The sequence below is a fragment of the Janthinobacterium violaceinigrum genome, from assembly GCF_009208555.1.
In the GTDB taxonomy this organism is placed as follows: domain Bacteria; phylum Pseudomonadota; class Gammaproteobacteria; order Burkholderiales; family Burkholderiaceae_D; genus Janthinobacterium; species Janthinobacterium violaceinigrum.
The window spans coordinates 157,737-172,402 of the sequence record NZ_WFLI01000002.1; the positions used below are offsets into that span (position 1 = coordinate 157,737).

The window sequence follows — 14,666 nt, forward strand, 5'->3', positions numbered from 1 at the left end:
TTGAAAGATAAAGTCATAGTACAAAAGGAGCCATGCCCGCCGCTTGCATCAGCACGATGGCCGGTAACGCTTGAAAATCAGCGACGTGTTGATGCCGCCAAAGGCAAAATTATTCGACATCACATACTCGCATTCGATGGCCCGCCCTTCGCCGGCGATGTAGTCGAGCGGCGCGCATTGCGGGTCCACCTGCTGCAGATTGATGGTGGGAGCAAACCAGCCTTCGCGCATCATCTCGATGCTGATCCACGCTTCCAGCGCGCCGCACGCGCCCAGGGTGTGTCCCATGTAGCTTTTCAGCGAACTGATAGGCGTGCGGTCGCCAAACACCTCGAACGTGGCTTGCGATTCGGCGATGTCGCCCTGCTGCGTGCCCGTGCCGTGCGCGTTGATGTAGCCGATGTCGGACGGCTGCAGGCCCGCGTCGGCCAGCGCCAGCAGCATCGCCTGGCGCATGGTGGCGGCGTTCGGCTGGGTCACATGGCAGCCGTCGCTGTTCGTGCCGAAGCCCACCAGTTCCGCATGGATGGTGGCGCCGCGCGCCTGCGCATGTTCGAATTCTTCCAGGATCAGGCAGCCGGCACCCTCGCCGATGACCAGTCCATCGCGGCTGGCGTCGAATGGACGCGGCGTCGTGTGGCCCGCATCGTTGCGCGTGCTGGTGGCGAACAGGGTGTCGAAGACGGCCGCCTCGGTGGCGCACAGTTCCTCGGCGCCGCCCGCGATCATCGCCAGCTGCTTGCCGCCGGCGATCGCCTCGTAGGCGTAGCCGATGCCCTGGCTGCCCGAGGTGCAGGCGCTCGATGTGGTGATGACGCGGCCCGTGACGCCGAAGAACACGCCGATGTTCACGGGCGCCGTGTGCGCCATCATCTTGATGTAGGTGGTGGCGTTGATGCCCTTGGTGGTGCGTTCTTCCATCATGCGGCCAAAGTCGCCGATGGCGCTGGGCGTGCCGGCCGACGAACCGAAGGAAATACCCATCTGTCCACTCTTGAGCACGGGGTGTTCCGCCAGGCCCGCGTGTTCGAGCGCCAGTTCGCTGGCGCGCGTGGCCATCAGGGCGATGCGTCCCATGCTGCGCACGGCCTTGCGGTTATAGCGGTCCGTCAGCGCGAACGGCGCGGCCGGCGCGCCCAGCTGCGTGTTCAAGCCTTCGTAGTCGGCCCACTCGCCCATGCGCACGATGGCGTTGCGGTACTCGCCCAGGCGCTGGCGGATGGCCGGCCAGTCGTTGCCGATCGGGCTGATGCCGGCCATGCCGGTCACTGCGACCCGGCGGCTCATGCCATGCCTCCGTTGACGGATATAACCTGGCGCGTGATGTAGCCCGCTTCCTCGCCGACGAGGAAACTGACGGCGGCGGCCACTTCTTCCGGCGTGCCGACGCGGCGCGCGGGAATCATCTTCAGCGCTTCGTCGAGGGGCACTTCGCTGATCATGTCCGTCTCGATCAGGCCTGGCGCCACGCAATTGACCGTGATGGCGCGCTTGGCCAGTTCCAGCGCCAGCGCCTTGGTGGCGCCGATGATGCCCGCCTTGGCGGCGCTGTAATTGACTTGCCCGCGGTTGCCGATCAGGCCGGAGACGGAAGCCATGGTGACGATGCGGCCCGGCTTGCGGCGCTGGACCATCGGCATCACGAGGGGGTTGAGCACATTGTAGAAACCATCGAGATTGGTCTGCAGGACGATGTCCCAGTCCTCGCCCGACATGGCGGGAAACGCATTGTCGCGCGCCACGCCCGCGTTGCAGACGACGCCGTAATAGCAGCCATGTTCGGCGATGTCCGCTTCCAGCGCGGCAGCGGCCGCGGCGCGGTCGCCGATGTCGAACTGCAGCACGCGCGCCGCGCGTCCCAGCGCCGCCACCTGCTGCGCCACCGCCTCGGCTTCGGCGCGCGCGCTGCGGCAATGCAGCACCACGTCAAAACCATCGCGCGCCAGGCGCAAGGCGATCGCCTTGCCGATGCCGCGCGACGATCCCGTTACCAATACACTTTTACTCATGCTGCGCTCCATTCATACTCTCCTGCAGAAATTGCTTTGCATCCTCGGGCTGGAATACCGTGATCGTCGCCTGCGCCAGCACGGCGCCCGCCATCTCGATCCGGCATTCGAACGCGCCCAGTCCATTCTCGCCCTGCAAGGCTTGCTGCACATGCACCTGCAGCACGCTGCCCACGGCAAACAGGGGCAGCTGCGCTTCATAGCGCCGCGCGCCCAGCAGGAAACCGATCTTCACGGGCGCGCCGGCCTGGCGTGCCCGGTAGCCCGCATGCGCGGCGATCGCCTGCGCCATGTATTCGATGCCGACCCAGCTGCCCACCCCGGCCGACGGCGCGTCGTAAAACACGCTGCCCGCGTGGATGACCACCTCGGCGCACAGGTTTTCCGCATCGGCCGACAGCACGCGGTCGAGCAACACCATGGCGCCGGAATGGGGCACCAGTTCACGGACGGGAGGAAAACTCATGTCCCCCTCCTGAACAGCAGGGCGGCGTTCGAACCGCCGAAGGCAAACGAATTGCTCAGCGCCCAGTCGAGCGGACGCCCCAGCCGCGCGCCGGGCAGAGCCAGGCGCAGCGACGGCAAGGCCGTATCGGCCACGCCATCCCACAGGTGCGGCGGCAGCAATCCCTCGGCGTTATCGTCCTGCATCGCCAGCCAGCACAGCGCCGCCTCGATGGCCGCCGCCGCACCCAGCGCGTGGCCCGTCAGCGGCTTGGTGGAACTGGCCATCACCGTGCCGCCGAACAGCTCGGACACCACGCGCGCTTCCATCGCATCGTTTTGCGGCGTGGCCGTGCCGTGCAAATTCACGTAATCGACCTGCGACGCCGCGATGCCCGCGCGCGCCAGGGCCTGGGCGATGGCCAGCCGCGCGCCGCCGCCCTCGGGATCGGGCGCCGACATGTGGTGGCCGTCGGACGATTCGCCCCAGCCGCGCAGGGCCACGGCGGCCGGCTGCGCCGTCATCAGGAACAGGGCCGCGCCCTCGCCGATATTGATGCCGTCGCGGCTAGCACCGAGCGGATTGCAGCGCCGTTCGCTGACGGACGCCAGCGCGGAAAAACCGGCCACGGTAAAGCCGCACAGGGTATCGACGCCGCCCGTCAGCACGGCGTCGCACAGGCCCATGCGGATCAGGCGCGCCGCGCTGGCCATGGCCTTGGCGCTCGACGAACAGGCGCTCGAATGCACCATCGCCGGGCCATCGATGCCCAGCTCCTCGGCCAGCATCAACGCCGGCGACGCCATTTCCTGCTGGCCGTAGTGAAACGCATCGGGCAAGCCGTCGCCGGCCACCTGCTGGCGAATCGCGTCCTGCGTTTCAGCGATGCCCGAGGTACTCGTGCCGATCACCACGGCAACGCGATGCGCGCCGTAGCGCGCGATGGCCTGTTCCACGGCAGGACGGATCTGCGCCAGCGCCGCCAGCGCCATCTGGTTGTTGCGGCTGCGCGCCGCGACGCCGTGCCCTGCCACCGGCGGCAGGACCGCATCGACCACGCCCAGCGGCAGCACGCGGCCCGGCGTGTGGCGGTCGGTGGGCAGCACGCCGCTGTCCGCGGCGAACAGGCGCGCGCGCACTTCCTCGCGGCTGGCGCCCAGCGCGCAGACGATGCCGCAGTCATTCAAATACACGGTCAAGCCACTCATTCAGCTTCCTTCCGGTGCGTTCTGTATCGTCAGGCGATAGCGGTAGCGCAGGTTGTCGAGCACCACCGTGCCGCTCCAGCGCGGCATGGCGCTGTAACCGATCACCGTCACCGCCTCGTCGTGCAGGAACAGGGTGCGGCGCAAGCCGCTGTCCTCGATGCGCCAGCCGGCCGGCAAGGCCAGTTCGATCGCCTCGCGCGGCCACAGGGTCAGCTGCATGTCTTCCAGCACGTCTTCCGCGCGCACCTGCGCCGGCAGCATCAGGTGGCGCCACGACGTCATCTCCTTGCCGTCATAGTGCAGCGACAGCACGCGCTGGCCGAATGCCAGGCCCACCAGGTCCAGGTGCGACGGCTCCAGTTCCAGCGCCGCATCGAGTTCGTCGATGCGCCCTGCCCGTTCGGCCACCAGGTGCTGCTGCACGCTGACCGAAGCGCCAAGCGCCTGCGGCGCCAGCTTCAGGCCCAGGCGCGCCGGCGCCTGGGGCGGCGTGCTGGCGCAGCCGGCCAGTGCCAGCAGCAGCGCCGGCGCCCATCGTTGACAGTACAAAAACATCAGATTTCTCCTGCGGCAGCGGCCGCGCTACGATGGTCGGCTTCGGCAAAGCACGGCGACAGCAGCCACACGAGCGCCGTGCCGATCAGCATGGTCAGGCCAAATGCCTGCAAGGCGGCCGTCTTGCTCAGGGCTAGCAAGCCGAAGGACAGAATGGTGTTGGCCGCCGACAGGCCCACGGCCAGCCATGGCGTGTTGTTGCGGCGGTCCGGGTGTTCCTGCATGAAGATGCCGTAGTCGACGCCCACGCCCAGCAGCAGCATCAGCGCCAGCACGTGGAACAGCTGCAGCGGCAGGTTCAAATAGCCCAGCAGGGCCAGGGCCGCCACGCTGGCCAGCGCCGTCGGCGCCAGCACGCGCCAGGTACGGCGGCGGTAACGGGGCAGCAGCAGGCCGAAGACCACCACATAGGCGCCCAGCACCACGGCGCCCATGTAGACGCGGTAGCGCCCCAGCACCGAGGAAATCTCGCTCACCTTGTCGACCCACTGCACGCCGGGCATGCCCTCGCCCGCCTTCGCCAGTTGGGGAATGGCCGCATACTGCATGCCGCGCAAGGCGACGATGGAGGCATAGCCGCCTTCCACCTTGCCCAGCCACAGATGGCGCCACGGCTCGCTGGCCGGCACCTGCAGGAAAGCGTCGATGGACAGCGGCGCGCCCGCCTGTTCCAGCTGCGCGCGCACCTTGCCGGCCCACTGCGGGCCTTCGTCGACGGACTGCGCCAGCAGGTCGAGCGCGGCGCCTGGCCGCAGGATGGCCGTGTCGAGCAGGGCCCGGCGCGCCGACTGCGTCTGCTGCGACGGCACCCAGTTCGACATGGCCTGGTAGCCGCTGATGTGCTTTTGCGCGATCAGCGGCAGCAGGCGCTGCTTCAAGGTTTCCTCGCGCTGCAGCACCATTTCCGCGCTGTCGCCGCGCACCAGGTAGAACTGCACGGGCGTGGGCGCATCGAGCAGCTTGCTCAATTTGATCTGGTCGCGCAGCAGGTGCGCGGGCGGCGTCTGCAGCAGGCGGATATCGTCGTTGACGCCGAGGCGGCTGATGCCCGCTGCCGCGAACAGGACGAACAGCACGCCGCAGATCAGGGTGGCGCGGTTGGCCCGCAGCAGGGGCCAGCACGCGCGCGCCGCGCCGTAGCGTTCCACCAGGGCGCCGCTCTTTAAGGTACCGCCGTCGATCAGCGCGGGGAACCAGAACACCACGGTCAGCCAGGCAAACACCAGGCCCAGGGCGGAAAACACGGCCATGTGGCGCAGGCCCGGAAATGGCGTCAGGCCCAGGCCCAGGTAGCCGATGACGGCCGCCAGCAAGGTCAGGCACAGGCCGGGCAGCAGCCGGCGCAGCAAGGCGCGCGAGTCCAGCGCGGGATCGGCGCCCAGGCGGTTGCACAGAAAATAGATGCCATAGTCCTGCGCCACGCCGATCAGGCTGGCGCCAAAGACCAAGGTCATCAGGTGGACCTTACCGAACAGCAGCCAGCACACGGACAGGGAACCGAGGCAGCCGATGCCGATCGACAGCAGGATCAGCGTGATCGGCTTGACCGAGCGGAAGGTCAGCCACGTCAGCAGGATGATGCCGGCCAGCGAGCCCAGGCCGATGGTCGACATTTCGCCCGCCGCCTGGCTGCTGGCGGCCGCCGCATGCAGGATCACGCCTGCGCTGATGATGTCCACGCCGGCCACGGCTTGCCGCGCCGCCGCCTCGGCTTGCGCCAGCACGGGTAGCACGCTTTCCTGCGCGCCCAGCGAAAAGGCGGGCAAGGTCAAGGTCATGGGCAGCAGCACGTACTGGCGGTCGCCGTCGGCGACAAACAGATGGCCGTCGCGCGGACGCACGGGCGTTTCCTGCGCCCGTTCCTGCACCCAGCCGCTGAACAGGCCGAACGGATCGTCCTGCCAGGCGCCCAGCTTCGGCCCGCCGAATGGGCTGTAGAGCTGGCTCAATGCGGCGTCGCGCCAGAACGCGGGCGCTTCCTGGCGCAGCTGCGTTTCCTGCGGCGCCGCCAGCAGGGTCAATCGATGCTGCTGGAACAGGGCCAGCCAGTCGTTCTGCGTCTGCTCGTCGAGCGGCGTGGACTGGAACAGGCCCGCATGGCGCGCCAGCACGGCGCTGTAGGCGTCGGCCGCGCGCCTGGCATCGGCCCAGTCGGACGCGCCGACCAGCACCACCAGGCGCTGCTGCGCCGCGTCGACCATGTGCGCAAACGACGCCTGCAGCACGGGGTCCCGTTCCTGCACCGGCAGCAGGGCCAGGATGTCCGTTTCCGGCGCGATGCGCTTGCCCAGCCACAGGTAGGCGTTATGCGCGAGCAGCAGGGCCACCACCAGCGCCCAGGCGATGGCAAGCATGCGCCCGGCGTTGCGGCTGCGCTTCGTCAGCGCGTTCAAAACAGCGCCGCCTCTTGTGGCGTGATGGCGGACGGTCCCGTTTCAATCGCGGAAAACACGATGCTGGTGCGGTCGCCGCTCGCTTCGCTGATGCTGATGTTCTTCACGAAGGCGCCGCCGTCGAGGCGGATGTTGCCGATGGCCTTGGCCAGCGCCGGCTGGCGCGCCTTCAGCGCCACCTGCCAGGTCGCGCCGTCGATGCTGCCGTCGACTTCAAACAAGGTATCGAGCTGCGCCAGGTCGCCGGCCAGCAGCGAAAACAGCACGCTGTTGATCATCTTGACCACCGGTTCCGTCTTCGCGTCCAGGCGCATGGCCACGCGCTCGCCCTGGAAATGGACGATCTCGTCGCGCGTCAGCCGCAATGTATTGGGAAACGGCTGCAAGGTGCGCCACAAGACGCCCTTGCCCGCCACCACGCAGAAGCGGCCATTCGACGCCAGCGCCTTCTTCATGCCCGCCAGCTGCTTGCTCTGGTCGAAACGGCCGCACAGCTGCTGCGGCTTGGCCAGCATGGCCTCGATCTTCGCCACCGGCGCGGCCGCGTGCAGGGGCGCCATCGCCACCAGGCACAAGCCCGCCAGCAGGATTTTGATATGGTTTTTCATGCGGACTTCAATCCCAGTTTTTCAAACAGTACGGGCGGCGAGGCAAAGCACATCTCGCCGCTGGCGATATCGACGGCGACCTGCGTCGTGCTGGCGCGGTTCAGGCGCTTGCCCGTCGCGCTGTCGCTGACCAGGTATTCGATCTTCAGGCGGTCTTCCCACTCCACCAGGTCGGCGCGCAGGGTCAGGCGCTGGCCAAAGGTCGCCGGCGCCACGTAGCGCAAATGCATGTCGATCACGGGCCAGGCATAGCCGGACGCCTTCATGTCGACGTAGTTGTAGCCGATGCTGTCGAGCAGCGCGCAGCGCACCACTTCCAGGTATTTCACGTAGCGGCCATGCCAGACGATTTCCATGGGGTCGAGGTCGAAGAACTGCACCTGCATCTCCACTTCCGCATGCCAGCGGCTGGGCGCGGCCTTCCTGCCGCGTACCTTGTGCGTCGGTGCCTGCGTATCAGCCATGTTCGGCTCCGTACAGCGGCCATGCCTGGGCGCGCATGCGTTCGAGCAGCACGCGCAGTTCCGGATCGAGGCGGCGGTCTTCTTCCACGGGTGCGATATCGGCAGCCAGCGCTTCCAGCATGGCCGTCAGCGCCGCTTGCGGCAGCACGTCGGGGTTGACCTTGCAGCGCAGCCAGACGCCCTGGCGCACCGTGATCAGCAGGGCCGCGGCCACCTGCTCGCACAGTTCCAGCACGCGCAGGCAGTCGCGCGCGGCGATGGTGCCCATGCTGACCTTGTCCTGGTTGTGGCATTCCGTCGAGCGCGAAAACACGGAGGCCGGCATGGTCAGTTTCAGCGCTTCGGCCGTCCAGGCGGAAGCGCTGATCTGCAGCGCCTTCAAGCCGTGGTTGATGGCCGCGCGCGGCCCCGTGGCGCCCGACAGGTTGGCCGGCAAGCCCTGGTTGTAGCGGCTGTCGACCAGCAAGGCCATCTGCCGGTCCAGCAGGTCGGCCAGGTTGGCCACCGTGTTTTTCATGCTGTCCATGGCGAAAGCGATATGGCCGCCATAGAAATGGCCGCCATGCAGCACGCGCTCGCCTTCGGCGTCGATGATGGGATTGTCGTTGGCGCTATTGAGTTCATTCTCGATGGACGAGCGCAGCCACGGCAAGGCGTCGGCCAGCACGCCGATCACGTGCGGCGCGCAGCGGATCGAATAGCGGTCCTGCAGGCGCTTGCCATTGCGCTCCCAGCTATCGGTGGGCAAGTCCTCGCGCAGCCACGCTGCCACCTGCTGCATGCCGGGATGGGGCTTGACGGAGAACAGGGTTTCGTCGAAATGGTGCGCATTGCCGTCCAGCGCGAACGAGGCCATGGCCGTGATGCGCGTCGTCAGGCGTGTCAGGTATTCGGCGCGCTCGTACGCCAGGCAGGCCAGCGCCGTCATGACGGCCGTGCCGTTCATGATCGCCAGGCCTTCCTTCGGACGCAGGCGCAGCGGCGCGATGCCCGCTTCGCGCAGCGCCTGTTCCGCCGGCACCTGCACGCCGTCGCGCCACACTTCGCGTTCGCCGCACAGCACTGCCGCCAGGTAGGACAGCGGCGTCAGGTCGCCGCTGGCGCCGACCGAGCCTTCCGAAGGAATCAGCGGCAGCAGGCCCGCGTCGAGCAGGCGCGCGATCTGCGCCAGCAGTTCCACGCTGACGCCGGAAAATCCTTTGCTCAGCGACGCCAGGCGCGTGGCCATGATGGCGCGCGTCTGCGCCGGCGTGAAGAATTCGCCCAGGCCGCAGCCGTGATAGGTGTACAGGTGATGCGGCAGCTCGGCCACCAGTTCCGGCGGCACGGTCACCGTGCACGAATCGCCGTAACCCGTGGTCACGCCATAGATGGTGCCATCCTCGCGCAGCAGGCGGTCGAGGAAGTCGGCGCCGCGCGCGATCGCCGCGCGAAAGACCGGGTCGACGGACAGTTCGGCGCTGGCCCGGCCATGCGCGATATCGGTAATGTCTTCGATGCGCAAGCGCTCGCGGTCGAAGCGAACGGCGCGCCGGGTGTTTTTCAGGTCAGCGAGATGCATCGGGAGTATCCAGTCTTGAAGTATCGGGGTGTTGCCAAAAATCGTAGAAATTGAACCATTCGAGCGGCGCGCGCAGGCAGTGGTGCTGCAGGCGCGCGGCATATGCGGCGGCCAGCTCTGACAGCATCGCCTCGCGCGATTTGCGCGGCAAATGCAGGGATTCGCGGAACAGTTCGAAATGCACTTCCGAGCGCTGGCCGATGCGCATCGAAAACAGCAGGTACACGGGACATTGCAGCACGCTGGCCAGCACATACGGGCCGACCGGAAACGCGGCTGGCTGGCCCAGGAACGGCGCGACGGCCACCCGCGGCTGCGGCGAGACGGGAATGCGGTCGCCGGCGATCACCACGAACTCGCCCTGCGCCACTTTTTCCGCCAGCAGCATGGCCGTGGCGGGCGTCATCTCCGTCACCTGCAGCAGATTGAGCTGGCTGTCGGGATTGAGGCGCGCCAGCATGCGGTTGAATGCGTGCGCATGGCGCGTATGCACGAGCACCGTGAGCTTCAGACGCGTATTGCGCTGCGACAGGACGCGGCACAGTTCCAGGTTGCCCAGGTGGGCGCAGATCAGCAAGGCGCCCCGCCCTTCGTCCAGGCAGCGGTTGACGCCATCGGCGCCGTGCAGGCTCACGCCGCGCGTGTCATACAGGCCGCCCCACAGCAGCATCTTGTCGAGGATGGTTTCGGCAAACGCGGCGAAATGGCGCAACACGCCCAGCTTCGCAGGTCCGCCGCAGGCCGCGACCCGCGCCAGGTAGGCGCGCGAGACGCGGCGCGCACGCGCGTTCGTCAGCACGTACCAGGCCAGCACAGGATAGAGCACGATGCGGAACGGCCAGCGGCCAAACACGCGGCAGATCCAGAACAGCAGGCGCATGCCGGCCACGAAGCTCACTTCGTTGAAGCCGGCCCAGTGCCCGCGCTGCGGCTGCGACGCCGTCATCGCGCGCGCCAGTGGCGCGCCAGCAGGCGCGGTGCGCGCCACAGCATGCCGAAAAACAGGCGCGCGTGCATGCGCGAAATCAGCACGTTGTCGCGCCACAGCTGGAAGTGCGAGACGCCGTCGCTGGGGTAGCCCACCTTGGTCGGCAGGTTCGCCATGCGCAGGCCGTCCCAGTACAGGCGTACCAGCACGTCGGTGTCGAAATTCATGCGCTGACCCAGGGCGCCGCGCTGCGCCAAGGCGACCAGGGGCGCCAGCGGATAGACGCGAAAACCGCACATGGAATCGCGGATCTGCAGCGACAGGGTATTGATCCAGACCCAGACATGCGTGGCATAGCGGGCATAGAAACGCACCGCCGGCACCGACGCGTCATACACGGGATAGCCGACCACCACCTCCGCCGGCGTGGTCCGCGCCTGCGTCAGGAAGCGCGGCACATCGTCCGTTTCGTGCTGGCCATCGGCATCGATCTGCAAGGCATGGCTGTAGCCCTGCGCATGCGCGTGGCGGCAGCCCGTCAGCACGGCGCCGCCCTTGCCCTGGTTGCGCGCATGGCGCAGCAGGGTCACCTGCGACGGATGCGTGGCCGCCAGCGCATCGAGCGTGCGCGCGCCGGCGGCGGCGCTGCCGTCATCGACGAGGATCAGCGGCACGCCGTGCGCCAGCAGGCGCTGCACCACGGCGCCGATCGCGTGTTCATGGTTGAACACGGGGATGACGATGCAGGGGTGGAAACGCAGGTCAGTCACCGTGCGCTCCGGCGCGGCCAAAGCGCAGCAGCGAGTGGCAATAGCCGATGCCGTCGCGCGTGGTCAGCAGCTCCAGGCCGGCCGCCCTGGCCAGGCGCACATAGTCGGCGCTCTGGTAAATCTTGCTGTTGCCGCTGGCCATGGCCGTGAAGTAGGGCGAGGTGTTGATCAGGCAGTAGGCGGCGATATCGTACTGCTGGCGGTCCCAGAACGTATCCATGATCAGCACTTGTCCGTTCGGCCCCAGCGCCTGCGCCACGCGGCGCAGGATGCTGGCGATGGCCGGCTCGGAAAAGCAGCTGAGAAATTGGCTCATCCAGATCAGGTCCATGCCGGACGGCAGCGGCACCGCGTCGTCGAGCAGGTCGCACGCATGCAAATGGGCCCGCTCGCGCACGCCCGCATCGGTCAGGGTGCGGTCGGCCACCGCCAGCTGGCGCTCCAGGTCGACCAGGTGCAGCTCGACGCCCGCGCGATAGGCCAGCGCCGCGCTGGCGAACTTGCCCGTGTTGGCGCCGATATCCATGATGCGGCGCGGCGCCGTGGCGAAGACGTCGGGGAAAATCTCGGGAAACGACGTATCCGAATAATGGTGGTCGAAGGCGAACCAGCTGCCCTTGGCAGGTTCCGACAGCGCCGACAGGCCCTGGTACAGGGTGGGCCAGTCGCCCAGCGCGGCCAGGCCCAAAGGCTGCTCGGCGTCGAGCGAGCGGTCCAGGTCGAACAAGCCCTGGTAGCAGACGTCATGCATGAAGTCCAGGTTGACCTGGGTGATGCTGTCCGTCAGCATGCAAAAGCCGACCTTGTCGAGCACATACGCGCCATCGCGCAGCGAGACGACGCCGGCCGACAGGCACGATTCGAGCGCCACCTTCAGCGCATATTCCGTCCAGCGGCCGGTGGCGGCCATGTCGGCCACGCTCAAGCCGCTGTGGCCCGTATCGGCCAGGGCCTGCAGCATGCCGCGCTTCCAGGCATAGCGCACGCATTGAAAGACAACGGGTCCGAAAGCGATTTTTTGCGCCTCGAAACGGGCGGCAAAGGCGGTCTGGCGTTCGGGTGAAAATTTTTTATCTAACATGCGCTCGCTGCTGGAGTGGGTGTATCGGCGCCGTCACCGGGAACGGCAACGGCATGCGGGTGAAACAGGATGCGGCCGCTGGCATGCTGGCCGGCGTCCGACAAATAGCGAAACTGCAGGCTGGCCTTGAGCGCGTCGTATTCCAGCGCCAATTGCACGGACCGCCCGGGCAGCACCGGCTGCTGGAATTTCAAGGCATGCATGGCACGGAACTGCGCGGGCAAGTCCAGGTGCTGGCGCGCGAAATGCAGCGCCCACTCCACCTGCACCACGCCGGGCAGCAAGGGCGCATCCGTGAAATGGCCATCGAAATAAAACAGATTGGCAGGCACGCGCAGCTCGAACAGCAGCCGCGGCATGGCTGCCGCCGTATCGCTTTCGAGCAGCTGCGCATGCGGCAGGCGCGGCTTGTCCGCCGGCGCCAGCAGGGCCAGCAGCAGCGCCTGCGGCGTCTTGCCCTGCGCATTGATGGGCATCTGCTCCAGGTAGCGCCAGCGGCGCGGCACGGCAAGCGCCTCGACCTGGCCGGCCAGCGCCAGCTGCAGCTGGCGGTTCAGGGCCAGCTTGCCCTCCGCCGCCAGCAGCGCGCGGCCGGCGGCGCTGCAGACGATAAAGGCCGCTACCTTCTGGCGCTCGCCTGCTGCGCCATCGCACAGCAGCACCCGTGCATCCGTCACCAGCGGCGTGGCCAGCAAGGCCGCCTCGATGGCGCTCAGGGAAATGCGTTTTTCCTCGATCTTGACGATGCGGTCGCTGCGCCCCAGCAACTGGAAGCGGGCGGCTTCCATTTGCCGCACGCGGTCCGCCAGGCGCAGCCAGCCCGTATCGGCCAGGTGGGCCGAACGCACTTCCAGCGCGCCGTCGTCCTGCAGGCGCCAGTCCACGCCGGGAAAAGCTTGCCAGCTTTCGTCGTCCGGCCGCGCCTGCGCGCGCTGGCGCCAGGCCACGCCGCCCGTCTCCGAGCTGCCATAGATCTCGCGCGGCACGCTGCCGAGCAGATGCCCTGCCGCCAGCGCGCTGTCGAGGGCCAGCGGACCGCCCGAGGAAAACACGGCACGCAGCTGCGCGCGCGCTCCGGACCAGTCCAGATGATCGGGCAGGCGTTTCAGGTGCGCAGGGCTGGCAGCGAGCACGCACGGTCCCTGCCCCAGCAAGACGGCCAGCGGCTCGGGAAAGTCCACGCTGTGCGCATGCACGGCGCGTGCTGCGCACAACGGCCACAGGACCTTGAACAGCAGGCCATAGATATGCTGGTGCGAGACGGTGGCGACGACGGCCGCGCCTTCGGCATGGCAGCCAAACAGCTGCTGCAAGGTCGCCACTTCGCTCCCCAGCTGCGAGAGTTTTTTCGGAATCGCCTGTGCCGCTCCCGTGCTGCCGGAGGTGTACACCACCAGGGCGGGGAAATCGTCGTCGAGCGCCTTCCATGCCTGCAGCGGCGCGCCGCCGGCCGGCACGGGCAGCGGCGCCTGCGCCGCCGGGAACTCGCCCAGGAAACCGTCAACGGATGCGGCCAGCGAGGCACAGCTGGCCGGCAGGGTATCGGCCGTCAGCCAGATGGTCTTGCCCGCCTGCCAGGCGCCCAGCAAGGCGGCGCCGAATTCGAGGCCGTCGTCCAGGTACAAGGCAAAATCATGGCCAGCCTGGCGCTCCAGCATACCGGCCCACGCCGCCATCCGCGCGGCAAAATACGCATGATCGAGCGCGGCGCCATGGCGCCAGCCCACCGGCTGGGCCGCTGGCCGGCCGAGCACGGACAGCGCAAGGCGCGCCAGTGGAGAAATCGGAGCAGGTGCTTGCGGCAGGAAGACTTCAAACATGGTGCAGACGCTTAAAACGCAGGCGGACAAGGTACTCGCCGCCAAATAACAGGGCCATCAGGATGTAGGCGATCACGCCCGTGTACAGCGACCAGACGGCTTCGCTGGCCCACACCGCCGTGACCAGCGCGATGCCGCCGTTGACGATGAAAAAACCGCACCAGACCTGCGTCACGCGGCGCGTGTAGCGCACGGCCGCCGGCGGGAAATCCGGCTCGCGCAGGCGCGCCAGGCGTTCCACCATGGACTGCGGCGTCCACAGGCTGTAGCCGAAGGTGGCCAGCAGCACGGCGTTCACCAGCACCGGATACAGTTTCAGCGGCAGCAGCAGATTGCTCCACAGGGCAACGGCCGCCAGCAGCAGTGCCGCGGCCACCGACCAGCGCGCGGCGCGCTGCAGCTTCAGCGCGGGCAGGCGGCACGCCACGGCCAGCACCAGCAGCAGCGCCAGCCAGCGCGGTTCGAACTGCCCCTGGCCGTACCAGATCGCCAGCGGATACAGCACGGTCAGCAGCAACGCAACGGCATTGAGCAGCACTGCCTATGCCGCCTGTTCCGATACGGACATCGCGCGCAGCGCCTCGACCACGTCGTCGATCGTGCGGATGGTCTTGAACACTTCCGGCTGCAGGCGCTTGCCCGTCAACTGTTTCAGCTTGACCGCCAGGTCGACCGCGTCGATGCTGTCGATATCGAGTTCGGCGTACAGATTCGACTGCGGCGTCAGCGCCGCCGGATCCAGCTCGAACATTTCGGCCAGCAGTTGCACCACCCACGCGTACAGTTCATCGCGGCTCATTTCGCTCATATCTACCATTTTGCTG

At 67.5% G+C, this 14,666-nt stretch carries 15 protein-coding genes; all 15 read right to left on the bottom strand.

Going from position 1 to position 14,666, the window contains the following annotated elements; all coding sequences use genetic code 11:
• Positions 1-48: 48 nt before the first annotated feature.
• Genes GCN75_RS02320 through GCN75_RS02390 form a run of 15 tightly spaced genes read right to left on the bottom strand, consistent with a single transcriptional unit; the run spans position 49 to position 14,650 of the window.
• Entirely contained in the window at positions 49-1,287 is a 1,239-nt protein-coding gene (locus GCN75_RS02320; protein WP_152281166.1) for a beta-ketoacyl-ACP synthase, read from the bottom strand.
• Positions 1,284-2,009, bottom strand: coding sequence for a 3-oxoacyl-ACP reductase FabG (gene fabG / locus GCN75_RS02325; RefSeq protein WP_405002774.1), 726 nt, complete (start codon positions 2,007-2,009; stop codon positions 1,284-1,286). The genes GCN75_RS02320 and fabG overlap by 4 nt, the downstream gene beginning before the upstream one ends.
• Positions 2,002-2,475: an ApeP family dehydratase gene (locus GCN75_RS02330; RefSeq protein ID WP_152281168.1), complete on the bottom strand. Its 474-nt coding sequence runs from the start codon at positions 2,473-2,475 to the stop codon at positions 2,002-2,004. Before GCN75_RS02330 ends, fabG begins: the two co-directional genes overlap by 8 nt.
• Entirely contained in the window at positions 2,472-3,662 is a 1,191-nt protein-coding gene (locus GCN75_RS02335; RefSeq protein ID WP_193317351.1) for a beta-ketoacyl-ACP synthase, read from the bottom strand. The genes GCN75_RS02330 and GCN75_RS02335 overlap by 4 nt, the downstream gene beginning before the upstream one ends.
• Entirely contained in the window at positions 3,663-4,217 is a 555-nt protein-coding gene (locus tag GCN75_RS02340) for a DUF3261 domain-containing protein (RefSeq protein ID WP_152281169.1), read from the bottom strand.
• Positions 4,217-6,571 (bottom strand): MMPL family transporter, encoded by a 2,355-nt coding sequence (locus GCN75_RS02345; RefSeq protein WP_152281274.1) that lies wholly within the window; start codon positions 6,569-6,571, stop codon positions 4,217-4,219. The genes GCN75_RS02340 and GCN75_RS02345 overlap by 1 nt, the downstream gene beginning before the upstream one ends.
• Positions 6,572-6,606: 35 nt before the next feature.
• Complete coding sequence (locus GCN75_RS02350; protein WP_152281170.1) at positions 6,607-7,218, bottom strand: LolA family protein; 612 nt, start codon at positions 7,216-7,218, stop codon at positions 6,607-6,609.
• A complete protein-coding gene (locus GCN75_RS02355; RefSeq protein ID WP_152281171.1) occupies positions 7,215-7,682 on the bottom strand; it encodes an acyl-CoA thioesterase in 468 nt (155 codons plus the stop codon). Before GCN75_RS02355 ends, GCN75_RS02350 begins: the two co-directional genes overlap by 4 nt.
• On the bottom strand, positions 7,675-9,243 hold the full coding sequence (locus GCN75_RS02360; protein ID WP_152281172.1) for an HAL/PAL/TAL family ammonia-lyase: 1,569 nt from the start codon (positions 9,241-9,243) through the stop codon (positions 7,675-7,677). The genes GCN75_RS02355 and GCN75_RS02360 overlap by 8 nt, the downstream gene beginning before the upstream one ends.
• Entirely contained in the window at positions 9,230-10,189 is a 960-nt protein-coding gene (locus GCN75_RS02365) for an LpxL/LpxP family acyltransferase (RefSeq protein WP_152281173.1), read from the bottom strand. The genes GCN75_RS02360 and GCN75_RS02365 overlap by 14 nt, the downstream gene beginning before the upstream one ends.
• Complete coding sequence (locus tag GCN75_RS02370; protein WP_152281174.1) at positions 10,186-10,941, bottom strand: glycosyltransferase family 2 protein; 756 nt, start codon at positions 10,939-10,941, stop codon at positions 10,186-10,188. The genes GCN75_RS02365 and GCN75_RS02370 overlap by 4 nt, the downstream gene beginning before the upstream one ends.
• On the bottom strand, positions 10,934-12,022 hold the full coding sequence (locus tag GCN75_RS02375) for a class I SAM-dependent methyltransferase (RefSeq protein WP_152281175.1): 1,089 nt from the start codon (positions 12,020-12,022) through the stop codon (positions 10,934-10,936). Before GCN75_RS02375 ends, GCN75_RS02370 begins: the two co-directional genes overlap by 8 nt.
• Positions 12,016-13,842 (bottom strand): AMP-binding protein, encoded by a 1,827-nt coding sequence (locus tag GCN75_RS02380; RefSeq protein WP_152281176.1) that lies wholly within the window; start codon positions 13,840-13,842, stop codon positions 12,016-12,018. The genes GCN75_RS02375 and GCN75_RS02380 overlap by 7 nt, the downstream gene beginning before the upstream one ends.
• Positions 13,835-14,380 carry a COG4648 family protein gene (locus GCN75_RS02385; protein WP_152281177.1) on the bottom strand — a complete coding sequence of 182 codons (546 nt, stop codon included), beginning with the start codon at positions 14,378-14,380 and terminating at the stop codon, positions 13,835-13,837. Before GCN75_RS02385 ends, GCN75_RS02380 begins: the two co-directional genes overlap by 8 nt.
• A 3-nt stretch (positions 14,381-14,383) precedes the next feature.
• The gene (locus GCN75_RS02390) at positions 14,384-14,650 is read right to left on the bottom strand and encodes an acyl carrier protein (RefSeq protein WP_405002776.1); all 267 of its coding nucleotides are present in this window, start codon (positions 14,648-14,650) and stop codon (positions 14,384-14,386) included.
• Between the last annotated feature and the right edge of the window lie 16 nt (positions 14,651-14,666).

Bases quoted from the DNA above. Each gene is read 5' to 3' on its own strand.
- GCN75_RS02320 (WP_152281166.1), bottom strand. From the start codon at position 1,287: ATGAGCCGCCGGGTCGCAGTGACCGGCATGGCCGGCATCAGCCCGATC.
- fabG (WP_405002774.1), bottom strand. From the start codon at position 2,009: ATGAGTAAAAGTGTATTGGTAACGGGATCGTCGCGCGGCATCGGCAAG.
- GCN75_RS02330 (WP_152281168.1), bottom strand. From the start codon at position 2,475: ATGAGTTTTCCTCCCGTCCGTGAACTGGTGCCCCATTCCGGCGCCATG.
- GCN75_RS02335 (WP_193317351.1), bottom strand. From the start codon at position 3,662: ATGAGTGGCTTGACCGTGTATTTGAATGACTGCGGCATCGTCTGCGCG.
- GCN75_RS02340 (WP_152281169.1), bottom strand. From the start codon at position 4,217: ATGTTTTTGTACTGTCAACGATGGGCGCCGGCGCTGCTGCTGGCACTG.
- GCN75_RS02345 (WP_152281274.1), bottom strand. From the start codon at position 6,571: ATGCTTGCCATCGCCTGGGCGCTGGTGGTGGCCCTGCTGCTCGCGCAT.
- GCN75_RS02350 (WP_152281170.1), bottom strand. From the start codon at position 7,218: ATGAAAAACCATATCAAAATCCTGCTGGCGGGCTTGTGCCTGGTGGCG.
- GCN75_RS02355 (WP_152281171.1), bottom strand. From the start codon at position 7,682: ATGGCTGATACGCAGGCACCGACGCACAAGGTACGCGGCAGGAAGGCC.
- GCN75_RS02360 (WP_152281172.1), bottom strand. From the start codon at position 9,243: ATGCATCTCGCTGACCTGAAAAACACCCGGCGCGCCGTTCGCTTCGAC.
- GCN75_RS02365 (WP_152281173.1), bottom strand. From the start codon at position 10,189: ATGACGGCGTCGCAGCCGCAGCGCGGGCACTGGGCCGGCTTCAACGAA.
- GCN75_RS02375 (WP_152281175.1), bottom strand. From the start codon at position 12,022: ATGTTAGATAAAAAATTTTCACCCGAACGCCAGACCGCCTTTGCCGCC.
- GCN75_RS02380 (WP_152281176.1), bottom strand. From the start codon at position 13,842: ATGTTTGAAGTCTTCCTGCCGCAAGCACCTGCTCCGATTTCTCCACTG.
- GCN75_RS02390 (WP_405002776.1), bottom strand. From the start codon at position 14,650: ATGAGCGAAATGAGCCGCGATGAACTGTACGCGTGGGTGGTGCAACTG.